Genomic DNA, 25,971 nt, shown 5'->3' on the forward strand with positions numbered 1-25,971 from the left:
TCGGGCCACTCGTTCAACGCCCGATGCAGCAGGCGGAAAGTGCGCATGTCCGCGAGGTCCGGGCCGGTTCGGTGAGCAGGTCGCGGTCGGCCGACACGTGCTGCCGCGCTGATGTCCGCCATCGCCGTGCCGGCACATCCGCCGCCTCCTCCTCGGCAAAGGATGCCCGGGGACTCCTCGCTGAGGGCCGGTGGTCACAGTTCCTTCTGAGCAGGGCGCGGCCTGCCGGGTGTCTAGACTCACGTGAGATGTGGTGAACTCACAGGAGGAGTCAGGATGCCGCGGAACCGCCAACAGATCCCCCGCGAGGAGCGCACGGGTGATCTGCTAGCCGCGGCCACCGAGCTCTTTCTGGCGAAGGGCTACGCCAAGACCACGATGGCGGACATCAGTTCCGCCGCCGGCGTGGCCCGGGGCAACGTCTATTGGTACTTCGACTCCAAGGACCACATCTTCGCCGCCGTCATGAACCGCATGCTCAGTCGCGAGATCCGCATCCTGAACGAGGAGCAGGCCGGCGCCGACCCCCTGAGCCGCCTGGTGCGCGGGCTGTCCGACATGCGCTATTCACGGCCGCTGCACCAGGCCATGCACGACCGGCTTCCTCACTCGGAGGAAGTCCGCGAGGCCCACAACACCTTCCTGAACTGGATCGTGGGACTGGTCGACGAGCTCATGGCCGAGCGCGGCCTCGACAGCGCCCCTGGCATCGATGCCGCGCTCGTCCGCGATGTCGCGATCGCCGTGTTCGAAGGGGCGAACGTGCCCAACGACCAGAACAGGCCGGCCCACGAGATGATCCGCTTTCTGATGGAGTCCGTCCTGGCCAGGTGCGCGGGGCCCAAGGGGCGGAAGCGCTGAGAGCGGTACCTCAGACGAGGTGAGTCCCGACTCCCGCTGATACCGCCTGCTCCGCACCGGCGGCTTTCCCGTCCGAAGGCGAGAGCGTCGCCCCGCGCAGCGTGTCGAGTACGGCGACGGGATCCGCGGGAGCCTGCCGACCTCTCCAGCCGACGTGGCCGTCCGGGCGGACGAGCACGAGCGGCCGCTCGTACAGCTCCGCGGCGGCCGGGTCGGCCAGGCGCAGCACGGTCATCGGCACACCACACCGGCGCGCTGCCCGCACCAGCGGCGTCGGGTCGGCGAAACCCGAGACCACGAGCGTGAACCCGCGCCCGAAGTGGTCGAGCACCGAGCTGCCGTCGGGCAGCCAGACGTGCGGCGCGCGGCAGCCGGGCCACGTCGACGGCACGTATTCGTCCGGCTCGTCGGGCGGCTCCGGACTGCCGTCCGGCACGCAGATCGGGGAGCCGCTGTAGCGGTAGCCGAGCTGGACGCCCGTACAGCGGAACTCCTTGGCCCGGGACCGGCGGATCTCCTCTCCCACCTCACGACGGAGCCGTTCGCCTTCCGCGTCCATGCGGTCGAGCACGGGATCGGGGACGAGCCGCGCGTCGGCCCTCCAGTTGCTGGAGGCTTCCGTGACGTTGCGGACGGCGATCGGCCGCCGCTCCTGTTCGTAGCTGTCCAGGAGCGCCGGGCCTCCCCATCCCTGGAGGGTCGCGGCGAGCTTCCAGCCGAGGTCCACGGCGTCACCGATCCCGGTGTTGGCGCCGAAGCCCCCCTTGGGCCACAACAGATGCGCCGCGTCGCCCGCGAGGAACACCCGACCGTCACGGTAGGTGCGGGCCACGACGCAGTGTCCGCTCCAGGGCTGCGCTGCGAGGATCTCCACGTCGATCGGCGCACCGGCGGCCTCGCGTATCCAGGCGACCGCGTCAGCGGGGTCGGGCTCCTCGTCCAGGTAGACCGAGAGCCGCCATTCGTCCACGCCGTTGACGACCGTGATGTACGGCCTGCGCGCCGACGACAGGGTGTGGATCTGCACCGCGGGGCCGCCCAGCCGCTCCCGCAGCAGGTCCAGCAGCTGTGGCGCACGAAAATGCACGGCGAAGTTGTGACCCTGCGCGAACATGCCCTCGAACTCGATGCCGAGCGCGCGACGGATGCCGCTGCGGCCTCCGTCGCAGGCCACCAGGTAGGCGCCGGCCAGCGTCTCGGTGGCGCCGCTCGCCACGTCGCGCACCACGGCCAGGACACCGTCGGAATCCTGCTCCATCGTCTCCAGGCGGGTGCCGTACCTGATCTCGACTCCCGGCAGTTCATCAGCCGTTCGGGCGAGCAACGGCACGAAGGAGAACTTGGACAGGAAGGCGGGACCCTCCGGCGTCAGCGGCGTGTACACACCTGAGGACCGGTTGGTGACCCCGTAGTCGAAGTCGGTCAGGACGTGCCCCGTGGCGGAGGTGGCGAACACCGTGCGGTGCGGGTAGTCGGGAGCGGGCGCCGACTCCGTGCGGGCCTCTTCCGCGCAACCCCAGCGGCGCAGGTGTTCCATGGTGCGGGAAAAGATCGCCTCACCTGCTGGAAAGGGCACGCGGCCGTCACCCTGATCGATCACGGTGACCGGTACGCCTCGCCACCCCAACTCGGTCGCGAGGGCGAGGCCCACGGGCCCCGCCCCCACGACCAGGACGCGCCGAGATCCGGCTCTTTCGTGCTGGTCGGACATAGAAGATCTGCCTTCCTGAGCAAGGGTCGGACCGCTCATGGCCCCATCTCTTGAACCGGGGTCAGAATTGCACGCGCATGCCGTTGTGTGGAAGACCTGGCAAAACACAAGACTTTTGACAGGTCATGTGCGGTGCTACGCTCGTCTCTGGTTCAAGAGGCGGGGATGGCCATGGCGACTCCCGCGAGACATCACCACCCGCCCATTCCGCCGCACCGGCGGCAAGTGGCACATCGCGCGCCGCTCCTCAAGGCCGCTGCACCTCACCGTTCGACGGGCAAGGAGGCCCTCACGATGACGACGACTCCCCAGACCGAGGCCGGGACAGAGGCCGCCGGGACGCAAGCCGTCGCGCTGCAGCTCTCCGAGCTCGTGCTCAAGACCGCGCGCTACGACGACATGGCCGTCTTCTACGCCCACGTCCTCGGACACGGCCCGTTCTACGAGCGGACCCCCGACCCGGACGCCCCGCCGCGCCCCGTCGGCATGCCCGAGCGGGCGGTCGACGTCCGGCTGGGCTTCTTCCGCATCGCGGACGCCCCGCACAGCCAGGTGTTCGCCCTGTTCGGCGTCGAAAGCCTGAGCGAGACGGAGACCTCCGGACCCGGTCTGCACCACTTCCAGTTCGGCGTCAGCACCCTGGGAGACCTCATCTCCCAGCACGAACACATGGCCTCGATCGGCGTGCGCCCGACCCGCGCGGCCAACCACGGCCAGGCCACCAGCTTCTACTACCGCGACCCGGACCGGAACATCGTCGAGTTCTCGTGCCCCAACTTCGCCACGTTCGAGGAGGAGGTGGCCTTCATGTCCGGGCCCGTCTTCGCCGCGAATCCCTCCGGGCTGGAACTGGACCCCGACCGCTTCGCCGCCCGCTACCGTGCCGGTGACCCCGAGCGCGAGCTGCTACACCTCGACAATCGGGCGGTGGCCCTGTGACCAGGCTCGTCAGCACCGCCAAGGGCATCGGCAGACTGGCGCACGACGGCCGGACCATCGCCTTCCTCGACGTCGGCACGACCGACCTCGGGACGGCTCTGCAGAGCGGCCTCGACCTCCGCGCCCTGGCCAAGGCCGCGGTCCGCGACCGTATGCCTACGAGGCAGGCCCAGCTCCTCGCTCCCGTCCCCCGGCCCTCGAAGGTCTGGGCGGTGGGCTACGCGTACGCCGACCACCGCACGGAGGTGGACTACAACGGCGTGGCACAGGAGCCGGTCGTCTTCCTGCAGGCTCCGTCCTCGGTCATCGGCACGGGCGAGCGGATCCGCTTCCCGAAGGCAGCCCCCGACGCGGTCGACTACGAAGGCGAGCTCGCGGTCGTCATCGGCCGACGTGCGACCGACGTCTCCGAGGCGGAGGCGTACGCGTTCGTCGCCGGCTTCACGATCGTCAACGACGTCAGCGCCCGTGACGTGCCGAAGGGCCGTATCCCCGGCCGGGCTGCCGATGTCACCGCAGCCAAGAGCTTCGACACCTTCACCCTCATGGGGCCCGCCCTGGCCACCCTCGATGAATTCACCGACCCCGACGACCTGCGCCTGCGCACCTGGGTCGACGGGGAGCTGCGTCAGGACGCGCGCACCTCGCAGTCCAAACCCCGGCCGGCGTCGGCCACAAGCAGGGACTCTTCCTGAGGTCCGGCACCGAGGTGCGCATCGAGATCGAAGGCATCGGCGCCCTCGTCAACATCTGCGCGTGATTGACGCGCTCTCAACCCCACAATTCCGGCAGGCTACGGAGGACATGACGACATGAGTACACAAGCCAAGGACGACTTCGGCGGCGGAGACCCCTGGAAATACATTCAGCCGTGGGACGAGGAGCGTTTCGGCCCGGAGATCAACGATGTCGACCAGCGGGTGAAATGGGAAATGGCGATGGCCATCGCCGGTGGTCTGCCGTACATCTGGCAGGAGCTGGCCCGGCCGATCTCCGAGATCGTCTACGGTCTGCTCGAACTCCGTGCCGGAGACCGGGTTCTGCTCATCGGTGAGGGCATCGCGCCCGCCGGATGGGTCGAGGACATGCAGGCCATTGTGGGGCCGGACGGCGTCATCGACACCGTGGAGATCATCAAGGACGGACGGAACGCCGTCCTGGGCAAGGTCCCCGGCCGGAACGGTCAGATCGGCTGCTGGCGCTGGTCGTACACGGACGGCGTGGACGACGAGGCATACGACTGCGTAGCCGTGCTGCAGGCGACACAGCACTGTGACGACTGGGACGAGACGGCCGCGGACCTGCTGCGGGTGATGAAGCCCGGCCGGCGCATCGTGCTGGCCGAAGCGGTCCTGAAGGGAGCGACGTTCACCTCCCGTATCAACTCCGACGTCCACCTTCGGCAGTGGTTCGACAAACTCTTCGCGCACGTCCCCGTGGACGACATTCCCTACTACTCAGGAGAGCAGATCCGCGAGGCGTTCGGGGACAAGGTCGACAGCCCTCAGCTGATGGAATGGAAGGGCATCGAGATGTACTGGGGCCGAAAGAGGTGACCACCCAAGGACACGTACCCAAAGACAAGGAGGTCCCTGTGAGTGTCGTTGAAGACGTCATGGTTCTGGGCTCCGACCGTCCGTTGCGCAGCATCGTCCGCGACGAGCACCTGCTGCTCTCGCCGCCGCATCCCCCGAAGGTGCCCGTCAAGCTGTGGGGGGAGCACCCGCCGCTGACCGTGGTGCACTACCCGCAGCAGTATGAGCCGGAGGCATTCGCCCCGCCGCGCGGCGTCTATGAGAACGACGAGATCCGCGTCGAGTGGCAGAAAATGGACGGCCGGCAGCCGTTCTACCACCGCAACTGCGACGTCGACGAGATCTCCTACCAGATCGGCGGCGAGCGGACGCTGATGTCCGAGCTCGGCGCGATCGAGTTCCAGCCCGGCGAGTTCTCCCGTATCCCGCGTGGCGTCGCCCACGACAACTACGGCCGTGAGGACAGCCACCTGCTGTTCTACATCCCCGCACCGGTCACCGAACTGGCGCCGACTCAGCGGGAGTCAGCAGCCATCATCCCGCCGTTCCCCGGCTGGCAGCCCGGCGAGGCAAACGAGGCGATCACTCAGTGCATGGCCGCGGCCGGCCACGACATCACCGTCTTCGCGGTCGACGAACAGCTCCTGCTCGAGCAGGTGCACCAGGAGGACCGCCGGATGGCGGTCCTGCGAGCCGATCCCGGCCAGGACGTCACCTGGCTGTACAGCACCGATCGCATCCGCCTCGGCATGGTCACCACCACCCCCGGCGGCGAGCGCCGCTACCGGCGCATCCTCGACGCCGACGAGATCCAGTACCAGGCCCATGGTCACCGCACGCTGGTCACCCAGCGGGGCATCGTCGACCTCGGGCCGGGCGACTTCGTGCGCATCCCGCTCGGCATCTCCCACACCAGCGTCGTGACCGAGCCCGGTGACTACGTCAGCCTCCTCTCGCACCAGGAACTGCCCCAGGTCGCCGAGACCGCGCGTACGGCGGATGCGTACACGCCCGAACGGCTCCCGAGCCTCACCGTGGAGGTCCGCTGATGGCCACGATGCTCGCCCTACGAGCGCACCAGGGCGCCGAAGCACTCGTCCTGGACGAGGTGCCCGTCCCCGAGCCGGGTCCGCTCGACGTGGTCGTGAAGGTCGCCTCCGCCGGCCTGGCACCGGGCATCGTGCGCCTGCTGCGCATGGGGGCGCTCAAGCACCTGCCCACCACACTCGGCCACGAGGCCGCAGGCGTCATCTCCGCCGTCGGCCGCGACGTCACGGGCCACGCGGTCGGCGACCGGGTGCGGGTGCACCCCCTGCTGAACTGCCGTGAGTGCGACTACTGCCGTACCGACCGGGACATGATGTGCGCCCAGCAGGCCATGATCGGCCACGCCGCCTTCGGCGATGCCCCGATGCCCCTGTACGAGCAGTACCACGACGGCGGACTCGCGGAGTACGTCCGTGTCCCGCACTGGCTGATCGATTCCCTGCCGGACTCCGTCGGCTTCGACGTCGCGGCCAAGATCCAGGATCTCGCCAACGCCGTGCGCGCACTCAAGTGCGCCGACCTTCCGGAACGGGCCACCCTCGTGGTCACCGCCGCGACCGGCACCATGGGAACCGCGACGGTCAAACTCGCGGAGCACTTCGGAGTCGCCCGTCTGATCCTCGTCGGTCGCGACACCGACCGTCTCCACCGCGTCGCCGGGCTCTCCGGCGGCATACCGGCCAGTGTCGTCGCACTCGGCGAACTTCCTGAGAACTGGTCGACCGACGGCTCTCTCACCCGTCGGCTGCGCGAGCTGGCACCCGAGGGAGCCCATGCCGTCATCGACTTCATCCCGGAGGGACCCGCCCTCGGCCAGACCATGGCCGGCCTGGCCACCGGCGGCACACTCGTGCACATGGGCGGCAACGCCACCCCGCTGGCGCTGCCGGCCATCGCCCTGATGATGAATTGCTGGCGCTTCGTCGCCACGCGCGCCTACACCCGCCAGGACGCGACGGATGTCCTGCGTCTGCTCGCGGCGGGCACCCTCACCGCCGACGAGCTCATCACCCATCGGTTCCCGCTCACCGAAGCGCTCAAGGCCATGGACGCGATACAGCAACGCGTCGACGACCCCATGTGGATGACCGTGATCAACCCCTGACCCGACGCACGCGCGCGTGGCGACTCCGCGGAGTCGCCTCAGAACAGCGAGAGGAAGCCGGAAGTGTCCGAATCACAAGCCGTACGCAGCCAGGAGCCGCCCCTGATCGCGGTGATCGGAGCGGCCGGGCTCTGCGGTACATACGTGCTGGAGGCCGTGCTGCGAGCGCCATTCCGGGTCCGGGCCGTGGTGCACGGTCCGGCAGGGCGGGACCGCGTGGCCGCCCTGGGCGTGGACGACATCGTCGAGGCCGACCTGGAGAAGCCGGACACCGTCCGTCAGGCGCTGGAGAACGCCGACTTCGTGTTCATGATTCCGCCGGCGTTCCACCCGGAGGAAGACGTGCTCGCGATCAGGGCGCTCGAGGCGGCCGAGCACGTGGGCGCGCGCCGGTTCGTGTACCTGTCGGTCCTCCACCCCCACACCCCCGGGCTGCGCCACCACTTGCGCAAGGCGAACGCCGAGGCCGCCGTGCGGGCCTCGTCGCTGAACTGGACGATCCTCCAGCCCTCGATGTTCGCGCAGATCGTCCTGTCGACGTGGGGGAGGGCTCCGGCCGGCCCCGTCGAGGTGCCGTTCGACGTCGACAACGAGTTCTCGTTCATCGACCTGCGTGACCTCGGGGAAGCCGGTGTCAAAGTGCTGTCCGAGCAAGGGCACGACTCGGCGACCTACGAACTCGCGGGGCCCGCCCTGACGTTGGCGGAGGCGGTGCGCTTCGCCGGGCGGGCACGAGGAGTGGATCTGGAGGCGAGGACGGTGGACTGGGCGCACGCACCGCTCCCGCCGGGAGTGGCCGACTCCGCGTCCCGGGCCTCGGACATGCGCGCCATGTGGCAGGACTATGACCGCCACGGCCTGCGCGGCAACAGCAACGTCCTGCGGATGCTGCTCGGCCGTGTACCCGCGTCCTTCGAGGAAGCGGCCACCGCGTTCGCCGCGCGAGGCTGAGCGCCCCAGCGCCCACGTGTTCAGCTACGCGGGGAACTGACAGGCCGTAGGCCGCGGAGGACGGTGTCGACGATCTGTTCGGGCAGTCCGTCCGGGAGGTCGGGGTCGTGGCGTACGAACGTGCGGATGAGCAGAGGGCCGACGAACATGTCGATGGTCAGTTCCAGGTCGATGCCCGTACGCAGCTCCCCGTTCAGCTGGCCTCGCCGGAGGATCTCCAGTCCGAGGTCGCGCCGGGGGGCGATCACGCCGGAGTGGTAGGCGGCCCATATCTTCGGGCTGCTTCTCATCTGGGCGTGCGCGGTGTGCAGGACCGCCGACGAGCGGCCGGCCAGGCTGCGTTGGCGCAGTGACTCCAGCAGAACGACCAGGTCGTCCCGCATCGACGTACCGCGGAGTTCTCGCTCGGCGGGCTCAGCGGCGCGGATGACGTCGACAAAGAGATCCTCCTTGTCGCTCCAGCGGCGGTAGACGGCCGCCTTGCCGACGCCGGCGGTGCGGGCGATGCTCTCGACGGAGAGATCGGCCAGGGGTACGCCGTCCTCGAGAAGCGTCAACACCGCTTCCAGGATGGCCTGTTCCACGGCCTTGCTGCGGGGACGACCGCGGGTGGAACCGTACGACGGCGGACGGCTCTCGGCACGGCTCATGGCTTTGCGTCCTCTCGCCCCCGGAAGTGGCGGCCGCTGGACGGTCAGGGGTGGTTCAGCGATCGCGCGTCGATGGCGAGGGCATCGGGGTTCAGTTCCTCGACCAGACGGTGGAGCAGACGGTGAATGGCGTCTTTGTCATCCGGGGAGAGCGGCGAGGTCGTCTCCCGTTCGATCCGCCTCGCGATCGTCGTGGCACGAGCGGCCGCCTCGCCGCCGTCGGTGGTCGCGAACAGGCGCATACTGCGGCGGCTGGTCGGATGGGGCTCCCGTCGCAGCAGTCCTCGCTCGACGAGCTGGCTCACCGCGGCTCCCATGGACTGAGCCGTGATGCCGGAGCGGCGCGCGATCTCCGCGGCGGACACCCCCGGCGTCCAGAGGACCTGCTGCAAAGCGTTGTGCTGCGCCAAGGTGAGGTCCTCCGCGCGCAGTGCCCGCTCCAGTCGTCCGGCGATGATCTGGGAGAACTGCCAGGCGAGGTATCCGGTAGTGGGAAACGGGGCGTCGGTCACGGGCGCAGTCTACGAGAGCGAGGTGCGCTGTTCCCGAGCGTGTCACCGGTCAATGGAGTTGGGACTCCGCCGCGTGGCGCGCAGGCTGACTGGTCAGCCGACGGCCGCGCGACGGGGCCCGCGGGCATCGAGCACGAAGAGCACCACGGCGGCGACGAGGATCCACGCCGCCAGGACGACGATGCCCGCGGTGAGACCGTCGTTGTTGAAGTGCGACAGGCCTTGGACAGCTCGTACGCCGACTCCCACCGGGAGGATCTCCGAGAGCGGATGCAGCCAGCCCGGCAGGTAGGCGGTGGGCAGCGTGCCACCGCTCGTGCTGTTGCCGAAGGTCAGCAGGACCACGGCGGCCAGTGACATCCCGGCGCGGCCGAAGAGGCGCATGAACATCATGGTCGCGCTGCCGATGGCCGCGGCCATCAGTGCGATGACCCCGGCGATGCCCAGGAAGGGACCCGGCAGTGCCGAGAAGCCCAGGCTGCCGGCCATCGCCGCCACGAGGATGCCGGCGAGGATGCTGAAGGAGGCCAGGCTGACCAACCTCCACCGGTACTCCAGTCGCGGAGCCATCTGGTAGGTCATCATGCCGAACAGGAATCCGGCCAGTACGACGCCGAACCCGGCGTAGAACACCGACATGCCGCGGGTGTCGCCCGCCGAGGCCGGCACGACGTCCCGCACTATCAGCCGGTCTCCGCTCGCCTTGGCGACACCGGAGAAGGCACCGGTGACCGTCGAGGTCACCGAAGGGCCGTTGGCTCCGGCATACAGCAGCTCGGCGGACTTCCCGGGGCCGGTGACATAGGCGGCGTACACCTTTCGGTCCTGCAGCGCATGGCGGGCCGTGTCCGCGTCGGAGTAGCGCTTCACCTCGAATCCCCCGGGCAGTCCGAGTTCCAGCCCTCCGGTGATCTGTTCGAGCCGTTGGGTCGACCCGACCACGGCGACCGGCAGGTCGTGAGGCCGCGGTGCGTGAAATGCGGCCAGGAACACGCTGACGAAGATCGAGCCGATGGCCAGCACGATCGCGACGGGGAGCAGAACTCCCTTCATCCCGGTGGCGCCCTGCGGCGTCGGAGCGGTGTCCATCGCGTGGTGATGGTGCGCTGGGTGCGGCTCGGCGGAAGTGGTCGGTGGCGTGGACATGGGAGGGGCCCTCTCCAGCTCTGCTTGTAAGGTACCTTATAAGGTACCTTCTATTTGTACCATAGAAGTATCAGGCACCTTACTTTTGGAGTTTCTGATGGGCCGTCCCGCCGCACATCCCTCGACGCGCATGGGCTACCTGGCGTGGCAGGTGGTGCACGTGATGGGGACGCGTCTCGAGAGAGCGTTGCGCTCGCTCAACCTCACGGCCGCCCAGCACAACGCGCTGCAGCACGTCGTCTGGACCCCGGGCATTTCCGCGGCGGAGATCGCGCGTCGGACCGGCTTCACTCCCCAGTCCATGGGTGCCGCTGTCAACGCGCTGGTCGACCACGGCCTTCTCGCTCGCCGCGAACACCCTTCGAGCCGCAGAACCGTACAGCTGACGATCACCGACAGCGGGGCGAAACTCGCCGAGCGGGCGCGGGGTGTGGTGGAACGTCTCGACGAGGAAGCGCTCGCCGTCCTCGCCCCCGGCGAGCGGGCAGTCGTGCACACCCTGCTGCTCCGGATGCTTGCCGAGCTCAATCCCGATGCTCTGCCGGCGAAACCCGACCGCCTTCTTGACTGAGAGTCATGAGAGAACATCGTACCGGTGCGGCTCATTTCACTGGTATTGACTGGTAGCTACCCCGGAACTAACTTGGCTCCAGTTCAAGAGCTGGAACGCCGTTCGAGCCGCGGCCCGCTCAAGGCATGGCGTCAGCCGGCTCTCGGCACTGCACCGACGCCCATGCCGTCGGACCACTCGCCAACCACGCGCACCCTCGCGGAGCGCACCAGCCATGGCAGGACCCCGGCCATCAACCGCGCCCTCGAGGGAGAGTGGACATGCCCGACGACCGTCCCTTCCACGCCGTGACTCCGCCCGCCGAGCCTCGCCCCAAGCCTGCTGCCGAGGCCACCCGGCGAAGATTCATCGCCGCGACCGCCGCTGCCGCAGGAGCCGTCGTGGCCGGCGCTCTGGTCCCGGGGTCGCCCGCGTTGGCAGCCGAGGCCGCGCCTGGCAACCGTGTCTCCACGGCGGCCGGCGGATCGAAGGACCATCGGAGCACCAAGAAGGAGAAGAAGATGCGCATCGTGGCCGTGGAAGAGGCGTTCTCCATTCCCGGAGCCATCCGCCAGGAGGCAGCGATCCGTCAGCGCATGGACGTGCCGGAGGCGATCAAGCAGGAGTGGTTCCGGCGCCTGGACGATCTGACCGACCTGCGCCTGGCGGACATGGATGCCAACGGCGTCGACGTCCAGGTCCTCTCCTATTCCACGCCGGGCCTGGAAGTGATCGAGGATCCGGCAGAGGCGGTGGCCGTCGCGCGGAGGGTCAACGACTATCTGGCCAAGGCGGTCGCCGGTCATCCGAAAAGGTTCGCGGGTTTCGCGGTTCTTCCGCTGCAGGACCCCAAGGCCGCGGTCGTGGAGCTGCGCCGGGCGGTGGAGGAACTCGGGCTCAAGGGCGTGCTGTACAACGACCATGTGCGTGGGCACTACCTCGACGAGCCGCAGTTCAGGCCGGTATGGGCCGAGCTGGAGCGCCTTGGCGTGACGCTCTATCTGCATCCGGCCGTCGTTCCGGCCGACAACTGGCATGTCTTCGACGGGTATCCCGTGCTGGTCGGGCCGTCCTGGGGCTGGACCGCGACGACAGGTGCCCATGCGCTCCGGCTGATCTACGGCGGAGTGTTCGACGAGTTCCCACGCGCGTCGGTGATGCTGGGCCACATGGGCGAGCTGCTGCCGTTCCAGATGGCCCGGCTCGACAGCCGCTACGACCAGGTGCCCGCCGAGCACAGGGTTCAACACCTGCCCTCGTACTACCTGCGGAACAACGTGTACGTCACCACCAGTGGAGTCATGTCGCATGCCGCACTGCTGGGCGCCGTCCACGCCGTGGGTGTCGACCGGGTGCTGTTCTCCATCGACTACCCGTTCGAGTCCAGCGCTGAGGCGGTGGGATTCCTGCGCTCCGCACCGTACGCGCCGGCCGACCTCGCGAGCATCGCGCACGGCAACGCCGAGCGCGTTCTGCGACTGTGAGGAGCCTCGACGACGTACGCACAGCAGGTCGTACCTCGAAGACACCACGGCGCACGCCACCGCGCGGCTTGACGGTGGCGTGCGCCGCCGTTCACAGACCCTGACCGATGTCCCGCGCTGTCGCGAGCAGAGGCTCTGACAGTTCAGCGAGCCTTGCGCGGGTGCAGCGAACGGAGGGAGCCGCCACGACCACGGCAGCTACGGCGGCGTCCGTGCGGTCGCGCACACACGCGCCGACGGCGTGCACTCCGCGCTCGCTCTCCTGGAGATTGATGGCGTAGCCGTGGCGGCGCACGGACACCAGCTCGTTCACCAGGCTCTCGAAGTCCTTGGGAGTCCTGGCCCGGTCCTCGGGAAGTCCGTTGGGGTACAGGGCCCGGAGCCGGTCCGTCGGCAGTGCCGCGAGCAGGGCCTTGCCGCCCGAGGTCACATGCGCGGGCAGGAGTGTTCCGGTGCGGTAACTGACGCGCAGCGCCTGGGAGCCCTCGACTCCGTCGAGGAAGCGGCTGCCATTGCCCTCCAGCACCATCAGGTGGGTCGTCTCCCGGACCGCGTCCGCCAGTCGTTGCAAGTGAGGGTGGGCGATGGTGATCAGGTCCGGGGGAGGGGCGGCCTGGCTTCCCCTGATCGCCTGCAGAGCAGGCCCCGGCCGGTACACCTTGTGGCGGTCCTGCACGGCGAAGCCCTCGAAGACGAGCATCGCGAGGATCCGGTGCGCGGTCGAGCGCGCGACGCCGAGCCGGTCGGCGACGTCCATCACCCGCAGCTCGTCGAGCTCGTGCAGCAGCCGGACGACGCGCAGGGCGTTGCCGGCGGCGCTCACCGGATACGAGGGGCCGACCGCACGAGCCGCTGAATTCTCCATAGCGGAATCCTACCCCTCGGCGATTCCGGTGACAGGAAACATCGGCGTAGCGTCAGGAAACAGCGCCGAAAGACGCGCGCTTCTTACGGCGGTCGCCGAACACACGACGTGGAGGTTTCCGTGACCGACACCACCAGCGAACAGACCGAGCGCAAGCTACTCGAAGAGCTGTACGCGGACTTCGAGGACGCGGGCCTGATCCCGCTGTGGACCCAGGTGGACGGCCTCATGCCGATGTCGCCGCAGCCCGCCGCGGTTCCGCACCTGTGGCGGTGGGCGGAGCTGCTGCCCATCGCACAGCGCTCCGGAGAGCTCGTACCGGTGGGGCGTGGCGGCGAGCGCCGTGCCATGGCCCTGTCCAACCCCGGCTTCCCCGGCCTCCCTTACGCCACTCCCACGCTGTGGACCGCGATCCAGTACCTGGGTCCGCGCGAGGTCGCCCCCTCGCACCGGCACAGCCAGGGAGCCTTCCGGTTCGTCGTCGAAGGCGAAGGCGTGTGGACCAACGTCGACGGGGACGCGGTGGCGATGCGGCGGGGCGACCTGCTGCTCACACCGAGCTGGGCCTTCCACGAGCACCAGAACGTCACCGACCAGCCGATGGCCTGGCTCGACGGCCTCGACATCCCCCTCGTCTCCCAACTGGACGCCGGTTTCTTCGAGTTCGGCCCCGACGAGCTCTCCACCCGTGAGACTCCGGAGCGCTCACGCGGCGAGCGACTGTGGGGCCACCCCGGGCTGCGCCCCATCGGCCGGCCCGACCAGCCCAACTCCCCGCTGAACGCCTACCGCTGGGAGCACACCGACGCCGCCCTGACCGCTCAGCTGGAACTGGAACAGGAGGGCGTACCCGGCGTGCTCGAGCCCGGGCACGCCGGAGTGCGCTTCTCCAACCCCACCACCGGCAGGGACGCCCTGGTCACGATGCGCACCGAGATGCGCCGACTGCGGGCCGGCACGCAGACCGCCCCGGTACGCACGGTCGGCTCCGCGATCTGGCAGGTGTTCGAGGGCGAGGCGGTCGCCCACGTCGGCGACAAGGTCTTCGAGATCGCCAAGGGCGACCTGTTCGTCGTCCCGTCCTGGTGCGAGGTCTCACTGTCCGCCCGCACCCAGGTCGACCTGTTCCGTTTCAGCGACGAGCCCGTCTACGAGGCCCTCGGCCTCGCCCGTACCTCCCGAGGAGAACACAAGTGAAGCTCGCCACCATCCGGGTCAACGGCACCACGCGCGCCGTCCGCGTCGACGACGACAAGGCGGTGGACCTCGGCGAGAGCGACCTGGTGGCCTTCCTGCGCCACGGCGACTGGGCGACGCGCGCCGCGGCCGCCGACGGTGAGACGTACGAAGGCGCCCTGGACTACGCCCCCCTCGTCGTCGCGCCGGAGAAGGTCGTGTGCGTCGGTCTCAACTACCGCACCCACATTCTGGAGATGGGCCGCGAACTCCCCTCGCACCCCACGCTGTTCTCCAAGTTCTCGCGAGCGCTGGTCGGTGCGTACGACGACGTGACCCTGCCCGCCGCCTCCACGCAGATGGACTGGGAGGCCGAACTCGGCGTCGTCATCGGAGCCGAGGTCCGGCACGCCGACACGGAGCAGGCGCGGGCCGCGATCGCCGGGTACACCGTGCTCAACGATGTCACCGCCCGCGACTGGCAGTACCGCACCACCCAGTGGGACCAGGGCAAGACCTTCGAGGCCACAACCCCCATCGGGCCGTGGCTGGTGACCGCCGACGACCCCGCGGTCTCCGCCCAGGGCCTGAGCCTGACCTGCGAGGTCGACGGCGACACGGTCCAGAAGGCCGACACCGGCGACCTCGTCTTCGACCCGGCCGCACTCGTCGCGTACCTCTCCGAGATCATCACCGTCGTGCCCGGCGACGTCATCGCCACCGGCACCCCGGGCGGGGTCGGCCACGCCCGCAAGCCCGCCCGCTATCTGCAGGACGGATCACTCCTCGTCACCCGGATCGAGGGTATCGGCGAGACCCGCAACACCTGCCGCCGGGAGACTCGGTGAGCGCACGCCCTGCGGCGATGCTGGAGTGGGCGGCCAAGGGCACGGCGGCCTTCGAAGCCGCCGTGCACCGGCTCACCGACCCGGGATTCACCAAGCCTTCGTACCTGCCGGACTGGAGCCGGGCCCACGTCGTCGCCCATGTCGCCCGCAACGCCGACGCTCTGGTCAACCTGCTGACTTGGGCGCGGACAGGTGTCGAGACGCCCATGTACGCAAGTGGCGACCAGCGGGCGCGTGAGATCGAGGACGGCGCCCGGCGTCCCGCCGAGGAGCTCCGTACGGAGCTGCTCGCGGCCGACAGCCGTCTCGCCAAGGAACTCGCCGCGCTGCCCGACGACTGCTGGGCGGCGACCGTCCGCACCGCGCGGGGGCGTAAAGTACCCGCCTCTCAGGTCCCCTGGATGCGGGCGCGCGAGGTATGGGTCCACGCCGTCGACCTGGACGCCGGCACCAGCTTCGACGACGTGCCGCACGACATGTGCGCGGCCCTCGTCGACGACGTGACCGTCTCCTTCCGGGGGCGACCGGACTGTCCCTCCGTCCGGCTGCGGTCCGAGGACGGTGCCCACACCTGGCTTCTCGGCGACTCGGCCGGCGTCGAGCCGGTCGTGGTGAGCAGTGACCTGCCCAGCCTGGCCGCCTATACGACCGGGCGGCCCGTGCCCGGCCCCCTGTACCCGACCGGTGGGGGATCCCTGCCGACACTGCCCGCGTGGCTGTGAGCGCGAAGGAAAAGCCATGAAAGTTGCCTGCATCGGCGCAGGTCCCGGAGGACTCTTCTCCGCCACCCTGCTCAAGCGCAGCCGGCCCGAGGCCGAGGTCGTGGTCTTCGAACGCAACCGACCCGACGACACGTTCGGCTTCGGAGTGGTCTTCTCCGACGCCACCCTCGACGCTATCGACGCCGCCGATCCGGTCCTCAGCGAGGCACTGGAGAAGCACGGCCGGCACTGGGACGACATCGAGGTCCGCGTGCACGGAGCACGGGAGCGCGTCGGCGGCATGGGCATGGCGGCTGTCGTACGCAAGACGCTGCTGAGCCTGCTGCAGGAACGGGCCCGGGCCGAGGGCGTTCAGATGCGCTTCCAGCACGAGGTCCGCAATCCCGCCGAACTGGACGACTTCGACCTGGTCGTGGTGTGCGACGGCGCCAACAGCCGCTTCCGCACCCTGTTCGCCGACGACTTCGGACCGACCGCCGAGGTGGCGAGCGCCAAGTTCATCTGGTTCGGCACCACTTACCTGTTCGACGGGCTCACCTTCGTCCACCAGGACGGCCCTCACGGCGTCTTCGCCGCCCACGCCTATCCGATCAGCGACTCGCTGAGCACCTTCATCGTCGAGACCGACGCCGACTCCTGGGCCAGGGCCGGTCTCGACGCCTTCGATCCGTCGGCCCCGCCGGGCACGAGCGACGAGAGGACCAAGGCATACCTGGAAGACCTGTTCCGTGAGCAGATCGACGGGCACCCGCTGGTCGGCAACAACTCCCGCTGGGCCAACTTCGCCACCCGCGGGGCCAGTTCGTGGCGGCGGGGCAAGTGGGTGCTGCTCGGCGACGCCGCGCACACCGCGCACTTCTCCGTCGGATCCGGCACCAAGATGGCCATGGAGGACGCGGTCGCGCTGGCCGAGGCCCTGAGGGAGGCACCGGACAGCGTGCCGGACGCACTCGACCTCTACGAGGAGCGCCGCCGCCCCAAGGTCGAGAGGATCCAGAACTCTGCGCGGCCCAGCCTGTCGTGGTGGGAGCACTTCGGCCGCTACGTCCTTCACCTCGACGACCCGACACAGTTGGCCTTCCACTTCCTCACCCGCAGCATCCCGCGCGGCAAACTCGCCCTGCGTGACGCCTCCTACGTGGACCGCGTCGACGGATGGTGGCTGCGACACCACGAGGCGGGGCCCCTGCAGACGCCTTTCCGGGTCGGGCCGTACCGCCTTCCCTCGCGCCGGGTGACGGCCGACGACGACCTCCTGACCGGGACCGACGGCACCGGCATCCCGATGGTCCCCTTCAGCGGTCAGTCGTTCGGGGCGGGCGTGTGGATCGATGCCCCGGACACCGAGGAGGGGCTGCCGCTCGCCCTTGATCAGGTGCGTGAGACGGCAGAGGCGGGCGTCCTGCTCATCGGCGTACGCGGCGGTACGGCACTGACCCGCGTACTGGTCGCGGAGGAGGCCCGGCTCGTGCACAGCCTGCCCGCCGCGATCACCGGCGCGTACGACGACGACACCGCGACCACGCTCGTCCTCTCCGGCCGGGCCGACCTCGTCGGAGGCAGCAAGTGAGCGCCCTGGACGCGCTGTTCGCACCCCGAGCCATTGCCGTGCTCGGCGCGTCGGCCACGCCCGGGAAACTCGGCGCGGCGATGGCCGACTCCCTGGCTTCCTTCCCGGGGCCGGTGATGAAGGTCAACTCCGGCCGCCCGGACCCCGACCGGGGTTTCTTCCCCACGGTCGGCGAGGCCGCCGCAAGCCACGGCATCGCACCCGACCTGGTCGTCTCCTGCATCCCGGCCGCCGTAACCGCCGACGCCCTGCGCGAGGCGGCAGCCGTAGGTGCCCGTGCTGCACTCGTGTGCGCCGGCGGGTTCGCGGAAGCCGGGGGTGACGGTGCGCTGCACCAGCAGGCGTTGGCCGAGGTGGTGCGGGACACCGGCATCCGGGTCCTCGGACCGAACACCTCGGGCTTCCTCGCCCCCCACCGACGGCTCACGGCCAGTTTCGTCCCCGGCGCGTCCGACCTGGAACCGGGTCCGGTGGCGGTCGTGGCCGCGAGCGGCGGCGTGAACCACGCGCTGGCCTTCGCCCTGGCCGAGGCCGGCGTCGGGCTGCGCCTCGGGGTCGGCCTTGGCAACAGCCTGGACGTCACCCAGGGCGACGTCCTGAACCACCTCGCCGAGGACGACGGCGTACGGGCCGTCGCCCTGCACGTGGAGACCGCCGCGGAAGGCCGACGCCTCACCGAGGCGGTACGACGCCTGACCGATCGGGTCCCCGTCGTGGCCCTGGTCGTGGGCCGCAGCGACATCGGAGACTTCGCCCGCTCCCACACCGGCGCCCTGGCAACCTCCTGGCGCGTGACCAGGACGGCCCTGCGCCAGGCCGGAGCCGTCCTCGTCGACGACGAACGCGACCTCGTCGACGCCGTCACCGCGCTCAGCCGCGTACGCCTCCCGGCCAACCCACGTCCGGGCATCGGCCTGGTCACCGCACAGGCCGGACCCGGACTGCTGCTCACGGACGACCTGCGCTCCCACGGCATCCAGGTTCCCCCGCTGGTCGAACGGACGGTGAAGGAGCTGTGCGAGCTGCTCCCGGCCCTCACCTATCTCAACAACCCCGTCGACACCGGCCGCCCTTCGCCTGTGCTCACGCAGGTGGTGGAGCGGGTCTCGGAGGACCCCGGCATCGACGTCACCGCCGTGTACGGGCTGCTGGAACCCACGGCGGTGGACCTCCCGGCCGCGCTGACCGCCGCCCGGACGGCCACCCCGCTCGTCGCCGTCGTCGGCGGACCCGTGGAGCAGGCGCGGCGGACCCGCCGTGAACTCGGCGAAGCCGGCATTCCCTGCGCGGCCACGCCCGCCTCAGGCTCGGCGATGGTGCGCGCGCTCGTCGAGGACGCGGCTGCCCGCACCCGACGGGACGCCGTCCTCACCGCCTCCGATGCCCCCGCCCTGCCCCCGCTGGGCCCGGTCGACGAGCACACCGCCAAGGGTGTCCTCGCGGATTTGGGCATCCGTACGCCCGTACGACGCGTCTGCGCCGACCCCACCGCGGCGCACGCGGCTCTCGACGAGCTCGGCGGGCCGGTCGTCGTGAAGATCCTCGACGCGGAGATCCTGCACAAGACGGAGGTCGGCGGGGTCCAGGTCGGCATCCGCACGCACGAGGAGCTCGACGACGCCCTCGCCCGCATGCCCGCAAGCCCTGCGCTGCTGGTCGAAGAGATGGCCCCCGCGGGCCCCGATCTCATCGTCGGCGTACGCCGCGACCCGGTCTTCGGCCCCGTGCTGGCTCTGGGCGCCGGGGGAACGGCCGCCGAAATCCTCGGCGACGTCTCCCTGCGCCTCGCGCCCCTGTCCGCGAACGAGGCCCACGCGATGCTCGACGAGCTCGCCACCCACCAGTTGTTCCTCGGCGCGCGCGGCGCCACCCCGGTCGACCGCGCGCGACTCACCCACGTGCTGCTCGCCCTCGCCTCCCTCGCCGCGGACAACGCAGTGACCGAGTGCGAGATCAACCCTTTGCGCGTCCTGCCCGACGGCGACGTCGTCGCGCTCGACGCCGTACTGCTGCTGCGTGACCCCCGGGATCAAGGAGGATCCGATGACGCGTGAGGGATTCGTGCCCTGGCCCAAGGAGGCGGCCGACCGCTACCGCGAGGCCGGGTACTGGCGTGGGCGGCCGCTCGGCTCGTACCTTCACGAATGGGCCGAGGCCTACGGCGACACAGTGGCCGTCGTGGACGGAGACACCCGTCTGACTTACCGTCAACTCGTCGGCAGAGCAGATGGATTGGCATGCCGACTGCTGGACAGTGGCCTCAGCCCCGGGGACGCGATGCTCGTCCAGCTGCCCAACGGCTGGGAGTTCGTCACACTCACCCTCGCCTGTCTGCGGGCCGGAATCGCTCCCGTGATGGCGATGCCCGCGCACCGCGGTCACGAACTGCGCTACCTGGCCGCGCATGCCGAGGTCACCTCGATCGCCGTACCGGACCGACTCGGCGACTTCGACCACCAGGCCTTGGGACGGGAGGTCGCCGAAGCCACCCCGAGCGTACGGCTGTTGCTCGTCGCGGGCGGCACCTCAGGCACCGACGTCACGGACCTGCGCGCCCTGGCCGAACCGGCCGACGACCCGGTCGCCGCACGGGCCCGGCTCGACCGGATCGCCCCGGACAGCGGCGACATCGCCGTCTTCCTGCTCTCCGGCGGCACGACCGGACTGCCGAAGCTCATCACCCGCACCCATGACGACTACGAGTACAACGCGCGACGCAGCGCCGAGGTCTGCGGCTTCGACTCCGACTCCGTCTACCTCGTGGCCCTGCCCGCCGGACACAACTTCCCCCTGGCCTGCCCCGGCATCCTGGGCACCCTCATGAACGGCGGCCGGGTCGTCCTCGCCCGCACTCCGGAACCCGGCAAGGTGCTGCCGCTGATGGCCGCCGAGGGCGTGACGGCCACCGCCGCCGTGCCGGCCGTCGTCCAGCGCTGGATCGACGCGGTGGCCTCCGGCCGCCACCCCGCCCCGCCCGCGCTACGGCTGTTGCAGGTGGGGGGCGCCCGCCTCGCGCCGGAGGTCGCCCGCCGTGCCGAACCCGTGCTCGGCGGCACGCTCCAGCAGGTGTTCGGCATGGCGGAAGGGCTGCTGAACTACACGCGCCCCGACGACCCCGACGACATCAAGATCGAGACGCAGGGGCGCCCCATGTGCCCGGACGACGAGATTCTCGTCGTTGACGCCTCCGACGACCCGGTCCCGCCCGGCGAGATGGGCGCCCTGCTCACCCGCGGCCCGTACACCCCACGCGGCTACTACCGGGCTGCCGAGCACAACGCCCGTGCGTTCACCCCCGACGGCTGGTACCGCACCGGTGACGTTGCACGGCTCCACCCATCAGGCAATCTTGTCGTCGAAGGACGGGACAAGGACCTCATCAACCGGGGCGGCGAGAAGATCTCCGCCGAGGAGGTCGAGAACCTCATCTACCGTCTGCCCGGTGTCGCCCGCGTCGCGGCCGTCGCGAAGGCCGACCCCGAACTGGGGGAGCGGGTGTGCGCGGTCGTGGTCGTCGAGCCGGGAACCCGGATGAGTCTCGAATCGGTCCGTGCCGCCCTCACCGCGATGCAGGTGGCCCGCTACAAACTCCCCGAAGACCTGCTGGTCGTGGACGAGTTGCCGCTGACGAAGGTCGGCAAGATCGACAAGAAGCGGCTGCGGGATGTCGTCCGTGGCCAGGCGGACTCCGTCGAGGCGGTGTGACCGTCAGCGGTCTTACTCCCCTTCGCAGATGCCCTCGACAGCGAACTTCTGGTACAGGTGCGGGTAGGCGACGGTGCCGGCCGGGTAGCCCGCCAGGTGCGAGGCGAACTCCGGCGTGCCGAGCGCGGCACGGAGGTGCTCGGTGGATCGCCAGACCGCGACGTTGGTGAAAAGCCGGCTGCCGCCGATGCCCCGGTACAACTGCACCGAGAGGAGGCTCCCCGACTTCTTCATGTACTCCGCGTCGGCCGTCCAGGCGGCCACCACCTCGTCCTCCTTGCCTTCCGGGGCGACAAAGGTGTTGATGATGGTGACCGGGCCTGCCTTCTCCTTCTGCTGGTCCTGGAAGTGGGTGGACTCGTCGAGGTGGCCGAAGCTGAGCATGATTCCTCCATGGACTCGCGTGTGGTGAGTGGTGATCGGTCCGGGTGAGGGATCAGGTCCCGCGGCCCCGCCCGAGGTCTGCGTTCAGGCGTCGTGCTTGTCGAGGAAGTCGGTGATGAGCTGCAGCCACTCCTCGGTCCGCTCCAGCATCGGCAGGTGGCCGGTGGCGATTTCCGCGAGTTGGGCGCCGGGGATGGTCTCGGCGAGCCGGCGGTGCAGGGCGGTGGAGACGAGCCGGTCGTCGGTGGTCGAGACGACCAGGGTGGGGACCGTGATGCCGGCGAGGTCGTCGCGGACGTCGACCTGGCCGACGAGGTCGGTCTGCTCGGAGCTGCCGTCGACCGTACCTGCGGCGACGTAGCCGAGGGTCTGCTGCAGTTGCTCGGCCGGCATCGACTCCAGGGCCTGGGTGCCGAGGGCCATCACGAGCTGGAATTCGGCGAGCAGCTCACGGTCGCCGGACGCGGCGATCTTGCTCTGGATCGAGGAGGCGAGAGCGAGCCGGTTGTCGCGGTGCGGGAAGGCGGCGGTCAGGACGAGTGCGCTGACGCGCTCGGGGTGGCGGCTGGCGGCGCGGATGGCGACCGGGCCGCCGAGGGAGTAGCCGGACACGGCGAAGCGGTCGAGGCCCTCTGCGTCGGCGGCGGCGACGAGTTGGTCGGCGAGGTCGTCGACGGACAGCGGGGTAGTGGAGCGGGGGGTGTCGCCGCTGCCGGGGTAGTCGATGCCGACGATCGTGTGGCGGGCGGCGAGGGCTTCCAGGACGGGGCCGTAGGTGCCGGCCAGGCTGCTGCCGGCGCCGTGGGCGAGGAGCAGGCCGGGGCCGGAGCCGAGGCGGGTGCGGGCGAAGGTGGGTGCGGTGAGATGGCGAGGTGACATGGCCGTCTGCCTTTCGAATGCGCCGACACGCAAGAATCATCCAGTGCGTGTGATTACTTCCTCAGGTCTATCACACAGAGCGTATGATTCGGGCGTGTGACGTCAATCACACGCGCCGTATGATGTGCCGGTAAGGTGGCGGCATGAAGCAGCCCCTGCACCGCCGTCAGCCGACCCCGGGCAACCCGCGCGTGCAGCGCACCCGCAATCGCGTTCTGGCCGTCGCGAGGGAACTGCTGCCTCAGGTCGGACCGGCCGGGCTGACCTACGCCCTGCTGGCCGAGCGGTCGGACGTCACCCGCCAGACCCTCTACCGGCACTGGCCCACCCGAGCCGCGCTGCTCTTCGACCTCGTCCTCGAAGGCCCCGACCTCGGCACCTACCCCGAACCGGGCAGCGACGTGGGTGAGGTGGCCACCGCCTGGCTCAAGAGCCTGCGCGCCGGCGTCAGCGTGCCCGCCGTGCGAACCGCTGCCCTGGCCGTCACCGCCCAGGCCGACCACGACCCCGACAGCGCCCGGGCGCTCGTCCGCATCGGCGAAGACCGCCACGCCGGCTTCAACAGACTGCTGGAGCCCGCGGGCGTCCAGATCAGCGAGGACGAGTTCACCCTCCTCTACGGGCCGGTCCTCGCCCGGCTCTTCCTCGACCGCGGCCAGGTCACCGACGCCTTCATCGACGCCGTTGTGGCCCAATGGCTCACCACGCTGCGACCTGCCGACGCACCGCAGGACTCCCCGGAGTAGCCGGGCGACACTCGCACCCTGCACGGCCGCCGATCGGCTTCATGGAAGCTTCATGTGCTGAGCGGTAGGTGCTTTATGGGGCGCCTGTTGTCTGACGGTCATGCACGTACTCCTCGTCCCGCCGGTGGACAACGTGGATCACCCTGCTGTGCGGCGCGTTCCTTGGGCTGGGACCGGCCAGGCACGTGAACCCCGCTGGGCACGAGGTCGGCGACGAGGCGCTGCATGACCTTGCTCGCGGGCGGCAACCGGCCCGGCCGAGAAGCGACTTGGCCGCTTTGCGCTCCCCATGGCCTGGACCCCCTGCCGGCCTGGCGACAGCACCGTGACGCACGCACATACGACCTGACTCGCACACAGAACGAAGCGGAGTACCGGAAATGAACCTGCGACGGAACATCTCGCGTCGAAGGATGATCGAAGGGGCATCGGCCGCGGCGCTCGTCACGGCGGCTACGGCCACCGTGCCTGCTGCCATGGCCAGTCCGGAGGCGGCAGCGACCGGCCCCGGGCTGCCGAAGGGCAACTGGCGTATCGACACCCACGCGCACTACTCCCCGGACGTGTACAACGACTACCTGAAGCGCTACGGCCTCCTCGGCGCCATCACCGGGGCGTACGGTCCCTGGTCGGTCGACCGGCACCTGGCCTTCATGGACCAGTACCGGATCCAGGCCAGCGTCCTGTCGTTCGGCGACCTCCAGGTCACCGTCGGCCCGGTCGACGACCGGCGTGCCACCGCCCGCGCGGTCAACGACTACGCCCGCGAGCTCGTGCAGACCCGCGGCGACCGGTTCGGAATCTTCGCGGTCACCCCGATGCCCGACATCGAGGGCTCCGTGGCCGAGGTGGACCGCGCGCTCGGCGAACTGGACCTCGACGGCATCTGCCTGCTCACCAACTACCAGGGCACCTACCTGGGGGATCCGTCCCTCGCGCCGCTGTACGAGATCCTCAATGACCGCGGTGCCTACGTCTACGTCCACCCCACGGGTCCGGAGGTGAACCCGGCTCCCAAGCTCTGCTTCGGCCCCGACATCCCGGCCGGCAACAACGTCTTCGAGTACACCTTCGACGCGACCCGTGCGATGACGAGCCTCATCTACAACGGCGTCCTGCGGGACTACCCGAACATCCGCTGGCACTTCACGCACTCCGGCGGGGCGCTGCCGTTCCTGGCCTACCGGCTCGCGACCCGGCACTCCGCCTTCCCGCCCTTCAACGAGGTGCTGCCGGAAGGCCCTCTCAAGTACATCAAGCGGCTGTACTTCGACGACGCACAGGCGTTCACCGCCGCGCAGTTGCAGCCGCTGTCTTCCCTTGTGCCCGCCGACCACATCATGTTCGGCAGCGACTGGCCGGCGACCCGCCACCTCTACGCGGCCGACAACGTCGAGACGATGCCCTTCCTCAAGGGTCAACTGCCGCTTCTCCAGGCAGGCGACCCCGAACCGACCGTCGACGAGATCTACAACCGACGCCAGCGGATCGCTCTCGAGCGGGACAACGCCCTCGAGCAGTTCCCGAAGCTGAAGGCGCGTATACGCCGCGCCGGCTCTCGCTGAACCGCGACCGTACGGCCGGCTCGGCCGTGGTGGAGGGGCGCCGCCGGGATCTGCGCAAAGGCCGGCTCCGGCTGACGGGAAAGGCCCGCGGGATGGAACGCGTGCGGTGAGGGAGCCGATACACCGTGATCCCCTTCTCCACGCTGGTCCTGGTCGCAGGCTGAGGCCGGCGCACAGAGTGTCGCCGGCCACGACGGACGCCGTACGCTGGCGGCACTCGAGGACCTCTGCCCCCATGCCGCCGCTGTCCCCGCGGCGAGGACGGCCTTCCCCTCCCTCTCCCCACCCCGGCGATGGAAAGCGAGCACGATGAGTACGCAGCGGGTTCTGGTCGTCGATGACGAGCCCAAGATCCGCATGACCGTGCGCGGCTACCTGGAGGCGGACGGGTTCCACGTCGTCGAAGCCGCGGACGGACCGTCCGCCCTGCAGGCGGTCAACCGCGACCGGCCGGACCTCGTGGTGCTCGACGTGATGCTTCCGGGCCTGGACGGATTCCAGGTCCTGCGCCGCATCCGGGAGGCGAGCCGGATTCCGGTGATCATGCTCACCGCCCGGGACGAGGAGGTCGACCGGCTGATCGGCTTCACCACCGGCAGCGACGACTACGTCACCAAGCCGTTCAGCCCCCGCGAACTGGCACTGCGCGTACGCGCCATCCTGCGGCGCACCGACAGCCGGTCCGAGGCGGACCACGAGGACGGCGTGCTGCGCTTCGACGGACTGACTGTCGATCCAGAGACACGGACCGTGCTGGTCGATGCCGACCGGACGGTGGAGCTGTCCGCTCTCGACTTCGATCTGTTGTCCGCGATGGCCCGTGCCCCCGGGCGGGTCTTCACCCGGCGCGGTCTGCTGGCCCAGGTGTGGGGCGATGACTTCTTCGGCGACGAGCGCGTCGTGGACGTGCACATCCGCACTCTGCGGCGCGCCCTGGGCGACGACGCGGGCGCACCCCGGTTCGTGGGGACCGTCCGCACCATCGGCTACCGGTTCATGGGGCGCCCCGCCTAGCGGCCA

At 69.8% G+C, this 25,971-nt stretch carries 25 protein-coding genes; 18 read left to right on the forward strand and 7 right to left on the reverse strand.

All coding sequences use genetic code 11. From position 1 onward, the window contains the following. Positions 1–276 precede the first annotated feature (276 nt). Positions 277–861 carry a TetR/AcrR family transcriptional regulator gene (locus tag ACIBJB_RS12180; protein ID WP_398929344.1) on the forward strand — a complete coding sequence of 195 codons (585 nt, stop codon included), beginning with the start codon at positions 277–279 and terminating at the stop codon, positions 859–861. 10 nt (positions 862–871) lie between these two features. Here ACIBJB_RS12180 and ACIBJB_RS12185 read toward each other — a convergent pair whose 3' ends face one another. Next, a complete protein-coding gene (locus ACIBJB_RS12185; RefSeq protein WP_398929346.1) occupies positions 872–2,572 on the reverse strand; it encodes an FAD-dependent monooxygenase in 1,701 nt (566 codons plus the stop codon). 294 nt (positions 2,573–2,866) lie between these two features. Between ACIBJB_RS12185 and ACIBJB_RS12190 the strand changes: the two genes are divergently transcribed. The 6 genes from ACIBJB_RS12190 (at position 2,867) to ACIBJB_RS12215 (ending at position 8,149) form a co-directional block, all read left to right on the forward strand. Beyond that, the gene (locus ACIBJB_RS12190) at positions 2,867–3,511 is read left to right on the forward strand and encodes a VOC family protein (RefSeq protein WP_398929348.1); all 645 of its coding nucleotides are present in this window, start codon (positions 2,867–2,869) and stop codon (positions 3,509–3,511) included. Continuing rightward, a complete protein-coding gene (locus tag ACIBJB_RS12195; protein ID WP_398929350.1) occupies positions 3,508–4,206 on the forward strand; it encodes a fumarylacetoacetate hydrolase family protein in 699 nt (232 codons plus the stop codon). The genes ACIBJB_RS12190 and ACIBJB_RS12195 overlap by 4 nt, the downstream gene beginning before the upstream one ends. Before the next feature lie 117 nt (positions 4,207–4,323). Next, a complete protein-coding gene (locus tag ACIBJB_RS12200; RefSeq protein WP_398929352.1) occupies positions 4,324–5,067 on the forward strand; it encodes a hypothetical protein in 744 nt (247 codons plus the stop codon). Positions 5,068–5,105: 38 nt separating this feature from the next. Continuing rightward, a complete protein-coding gene (locus ACIBJB_RS12205) occupies positions 5,106–6,095 on the forward strand; it encodes a hypothetical protein (protein ID WP_398929354.1) in 990 nt (329 codons plus the stop codon). Continuing rightward, positions 6,095–7,198: an alcohol dehydrogenase catalytic domain-containing protein gene (locus ACIBJB_RS12210; protein WP_398929356.1), complete on the forward strand. Its 1,104-nt coding sequence runs from the start codon at positions 6,095–6,097 to the stop codon at positions 7,196–7,198. The genes ACIBJB_RS12205 and ACIBJB_RS12210 overlap by 1 nt, the downstream gene beginning before the upstream one ends. A 63-nt stretch (positions 7,199–7,261) precedes the next feature. Then, positions 7,262–8,149 (forward strand): SDR family oxidoreductase, encoded by an 888-nt coding sequence (locus tag ACIBJB_RS12215; protein ID WP_398929358.1) that lies wholly within the window; start codon positions 7,262–7,264, stop codon positions 8,147–8,149. Between the two features lie 20 nt (positions 8,150–8,169). On the opposite strand, the gene ACIBJB_RS12220 is transcribed toward ACIBJB_RS12215, so the two are convergent. The 3 genes from ACIBJB_RS12220 to ACIBJB_RS12230 all read right to left on the reverse strand — a co-directional run bounded on the left by ACIBJB_RS12220 (position 8,170) and on the right by ACIBJB_RS12230 (position 10,400). Then, a complete protein-coding gene (locus ACIBJB_RS12220) occupies positions 8,170–8,799 on the reverse strand; it encodes a TetR/AcrR family transcriptional regulator (protein ID WP_398929360.1) in 630 nt (209 codons plus the stop codon). A 44-nt stretch (positions 8,800–8,843) separates the two neighbouring features. Continuing rightward, complete coding sequence (locus tag ACIBJB_RS12225) at positions 8,844–9,311, reverse strand: MarR family winged helix-turn-helix transcriptional regulator (protein WP_398929362.1); 468 nt, start codon at positions 9,309–9,311, stop codon at positions 8,844–8,846. A gap of 93 nt (positions 9,312–9,404) precedes the next feature. Beyond that, complete coding sequence (locus tag ACIBJB_RS12230; RefSeq protein WP_398929364.1) at positions 9,405–10,400, reverse strand: ABC transporter permease; 996 nt, start codon at positions 10,398–10,400, stop codon at positions 9,405–9,407. Positions 10,401–10,554: 154 nt separating this feature from the next. Between ACIBJB_RS12230 and ACIBJB_RS12235 the strand changes: the two genes are divergently transcribed. Both ACIBJB_RS12235 and ACIBJB_RS12240 read left to right on the forward strand, forming a co-directional pair. After that, a complete protein-coding gene (locus ACIBJB_RS12235) occupies positions 10,555–11,028 on the forward strand; it encodes a MarR family winged helix-turn-helix transcriptional regulator (protein ID WP_398929366.1) in 474 nt (157 codons plus the stop codon). A gap of 260 nt (positions 11,029–11,288) precedes the next feature. After that, positions 11,289–12,491, forward strand: a complete 1,203-nt coding sequence (locus tag ACIBJB_RS12240; RefSeq protein ID WP_398929368.1) for an amidohydrolase family protein — start codon at positions 11,289–11,291, stop codon at positions 12,489–12,491. A gap of 91 nt (positions 12,492–12,582) precedes the next feature. On the opposite strand, the gene ACIBJB_RS12245 is transcribed toward ACIBJB_RS12240, so the two are convergent. Then, positions 12,583–13,356 carry an IclR family transcriptional regulator gene (locus tag ACIBJB_RS12245; RefSeq protein ID WP_398929370.1) on the reverse strand — a complete coding sequence of 258 codons (774 nt, stop codon included), beginning with the start codon at positions 13,354–13,356 and terminating at the stop codon, positions 12,583–12,585. A gap of 120 nt (positions 13,357–13,476) precedes the next feature. Between ACIBJB_RS12245 and ACIBJB_RS12250 the strand changes: the two genes are divergently transcribed. From ACIBJB_RS12250 to ACIBJB_RS12275, 6 genes are read left to right on the forward strand one after another with little or no spacing between them, the layout of a single operon-like run. Continuing rightward, positions 13,477–14,553: a cupin domain-containing protein gene (locus tag ACIBJB_RS12250; protein WP_398929372.1), complete on the forward strand. Its 1,077-nt coding sequence runs from the start codon at positions 13,477–13,479 to the stop codon at positions 14,551–14,553. After that, entirely contained in the window at positions 14,550–15,380 is an 831-nt protein-coding gene (locus ACIBJB_RS12255; protein WP_398929374.1) for a fumarylacetoacetate hydrolase family protein, read from the forward strand. The genes ACIBJB_RS12250 and ACIBJB_RS12255 overlap by 4 nt, the downstream gene beginning before the upstream one ends. Next, positions 15,377–16,102 (forward strand): maleylpyruvate isomerase family mycothiol-dependent enzyme, encoded by a 726-nt coding sequence (locus ACIBJB_RS12260; protein WP_398929376.1) that lies wholly within the window; start codon positions 15,377–15,379, stop codon positions 16,100–16,102. Before ACIBJB_RS12255 ends, ACIBJB_RS12260 begins: the two co-directional genes overlap by 4 nt. 16 nt (positions 16,103–16,118) lie before the next feature. Continuing rightward, complete coding sequence (locus ACIBJB_RS12265) at positions 16,119–17,672, forward strand: FAD-dependent monooxygenase (protein WP_398929378.1); 1,554 nt, start codon at positions 16,119–16,121, stop codon at positions 17,670–17,672. Next, positions 17,669–19,726, forward strand: coding sequence for an acetate--CoA ligase family protein (locus tag ACIBJB_RS12270; RefSeq protein WP_398929380.1), 2,058 nt, complete (start codon positions 17,669–17,671; stop codon positions 19,724–19,726). The genes ACIBJB_RS12265 and ACIBJB_RS12270 overlap by 4 nt, the downstream gene beginning before the upstream one ends. Then, the gene (locus ACIBJB_RS12275) at positions 19,716–21,377 is read left to right on the forward strand and encodes a (2,3-dihydroxybenzoyl)adenylate synthase (protein WP_398929382.1); all 1,662 of its coding nucleotides are present in this window, start codon (positions 19,716–19,718) and stop codon (positions 21,375–21,377) included. The genes ACIBJB_RS12270 and ACIBJB_RS12275 overlap by 11 nt, the downstream gene beginning before the upstream one ends. 12 nt (positions 21,378–21,389) lie before the next feature. On the opposite strand, the gene ACIBJB_RS12280 is transcribed toward ACIBJB_RS12275, so the two are convergent. Then, entirely contained in the window at positions 21,390–21,761 is a 372-nt protein-coding gene (locus tag ACIBJB_RS12280; protein ID WP_398929384.1) for an antibiotic biosynthesis monooxygenase family protein, read from the reverse strand. Between the two features lie 84 nt (positions 21,762–21,845). After that, positions 21,846–22,640 (reverse strand): alpha/beta fold hydrolase, encoded by a 795-nt coding sequence (locus ACIBJB_RS12285; RefSeq protein ID WP_398929386.1) that lies wholly within the window; start codon positions 22,638–22,640, stop codon positions 21,846–21,848. Positions 22,641–22,783: 143 nt separating this feature from the next. On the opposite strand from ACIBJB_RS12285, the gene ACIBJB_RS12290 reads away from it, so the two are divergent. The 3 genes from ACIBJB_RS12290 to ACIBJB_RS12300 all read left to right on the forward strand — a co-directional run bounded on the left by ACIBJB_RS12290 (position 22,784) and on the right by ACIBJB_RS12300 (position 25,965). Then, entirely contained in the window at positions 22,784–23,386 is a 603-nt protein-coding gene (locus ACIBJB_RS12290; protein ID WP_398929388.1) for a TetR/AcrR family transcriptional regulator, read from the forward strand. A gap of 413 nt (positions 23,387–23,799) precedes the next feature. After that, the gene (locus tag ACIBJB_RS12295) at positions 23,800–24,951 is read left to right on the forward strand and encodes an amidohydrolase family protein (RefSeq protein ID WP_398929390.1); all 1,152 of its coding nucleotides are present in this window, start codon (positions 23,800–23,802) and stop codon (positions 24,949–24,951) included. 309 nt (positions 24,952–25,260) lie between these two features. Continuing rightward, positions 25,261–25,965, forward strand: a complete 705-nt coding sequence (locus ACIBJB_RS12300; protein ID WP_398929392.1) for a response regulator transcription factor — start codon at positions 25,261–25,263, stop codon at positions 25,963–25,965. Positions 25,966–25,971 lie beyond the last annotated feature (6 nt).

The organism is Streptomyces sp. NPDC050759, assembly GCF_044456945.1.
GTDB lineage: Bacteria > Actinomycetota > Actinomycetes > Streptomycetales > Streptomycetaceae > Streptomyces.

Excerpts from the sequence above, each read along its gene's own strand:
- ACIBJB_RS12180 (WP_398929344.1), top strand. The coding sequence starts at position 277 with ATGCCGCGGAACCGCCAACAGATCCCCCGCGAGGAGCGCACGGGTGAT.
- ACIBJB_RS12185 (WP_398929346.1), bottom strand. The coding sequence starts at position 2,572 with ATGTCCGACCAGCACGAAAGAGCCGGATCTCGGCGCGTCCTGGTCGTG.
- ACIBJB_RS12190 (WP_398929348.1), top strand. The coding sequence starts at position 2,867 with ATGACGACGACTCCCCAGACCGAGGCCGGGACAGAGGCCGCCGGGACG.
- ACIBJB_RS12200 (WP_398929352.1), top strand. The coding sequence starts at position 4,324 with ATGAGTACACAAGCCAAGGACGACTTCGGCGGCGGAGACCCCTGGAAA.
- ACIBJB_RS12210 (WP_398929356.1), top strand. The coding sequence starts at position 6,095 with ATGGCCACGATGCTCGCCCTACGAGCGCACCAGGGCGCCGAAGCACTC.
- ACIBJB_RS12220 (WP_398929360.1), bottom strand. The coding sequence starts at position 8,799 with ATGAGCCGTGCCGAGAGCCGTCCGCCGTCGTACGGTTCCACCCGCGGT.
- ACIBJB_RS12230 (WP_398929364.1), bottom strand. The coding sequence starts at position 10,400 with ATGGACACCGCTCCGACGCCGCAGGGCGCCACCGGGATGAAGGGAGTT.
- ACIBJB_RS12235 (WP_398929366.1), top strand. The coding sequence starts at position 10,555 with ATGGGCCGTCCCGCCGCACATCCCTCGACGCGCATGGGCTACCTGGCG.
- ACIBJB_RS12240 (WP_398929368.1), top strand. The coding sequence starts at position 11,289 with ATGCCCGACGACCGTCCCTTCCACGCCGTGACTCCGCCCGCCGAGCCT.
- ACIBJB_RS12245 (WP_398929370.1), bottom strand. The coding sequence starts at position 13,356 with ATGGAGAATTCAGCGGCTCGTGCGGTCGGCCCCTCGTATCCGGTGAGC.
- ACIBJB_RS12265 (WP_398929378.1), top strand. The coding sequence starts at position 16,119 with ATGAAAGTTGCCTGCATCGGCGCAGGTCCCGGAGGACTCTTCTCCGCC.
- ACIBJB_RS12275 (WP_398929382.1), top strand. The coding sequence starts at position 19,716 with ATGACGCGTGAGGGATTCGTGCCCTGGCCCAAGGAGGCGGCCGACCGC.
- ACIBJB_RS12280 (WP_398929384.1), bottom strand. The coding sequence starts at position 21,761 with ATGCTCAGCTTCGGCCACCTCGACGAGTCCACCCACTTCCAGGACCAG.
- ACIBJB_RS12285 (WP_398929386.1), bottom strand. The coding sequence starts at position 22,640 with ATGTCACCTCGCCATCTCACCGCACCCACCTTCGCCCGCACCCGCCTC.
- ACIBJB_RS12290 (WP_398929388.1), top strand. The coding sequence starts at position 22,784 with ATGAAGCAGCCCCTGCACCGCCGTCAGCCGACCCCGGGCAACCCGCGC.
- ACIBJB_RS12295 (WP_398929390.1), top strand. The coding sequence starts at position 23,800 with ATGATCGAAGGGGCATCGGCCGCGGCGCTCGTCACGGCGGCTACGGCC.
- ACIBJB_RS12300 (WP_398929392.1), top strand. The coding sequence starts at position 25,261 with ATGAGTACGCAGCGGGTTCTGGTCGTCGATGACGAGCCCAAGATCCGC.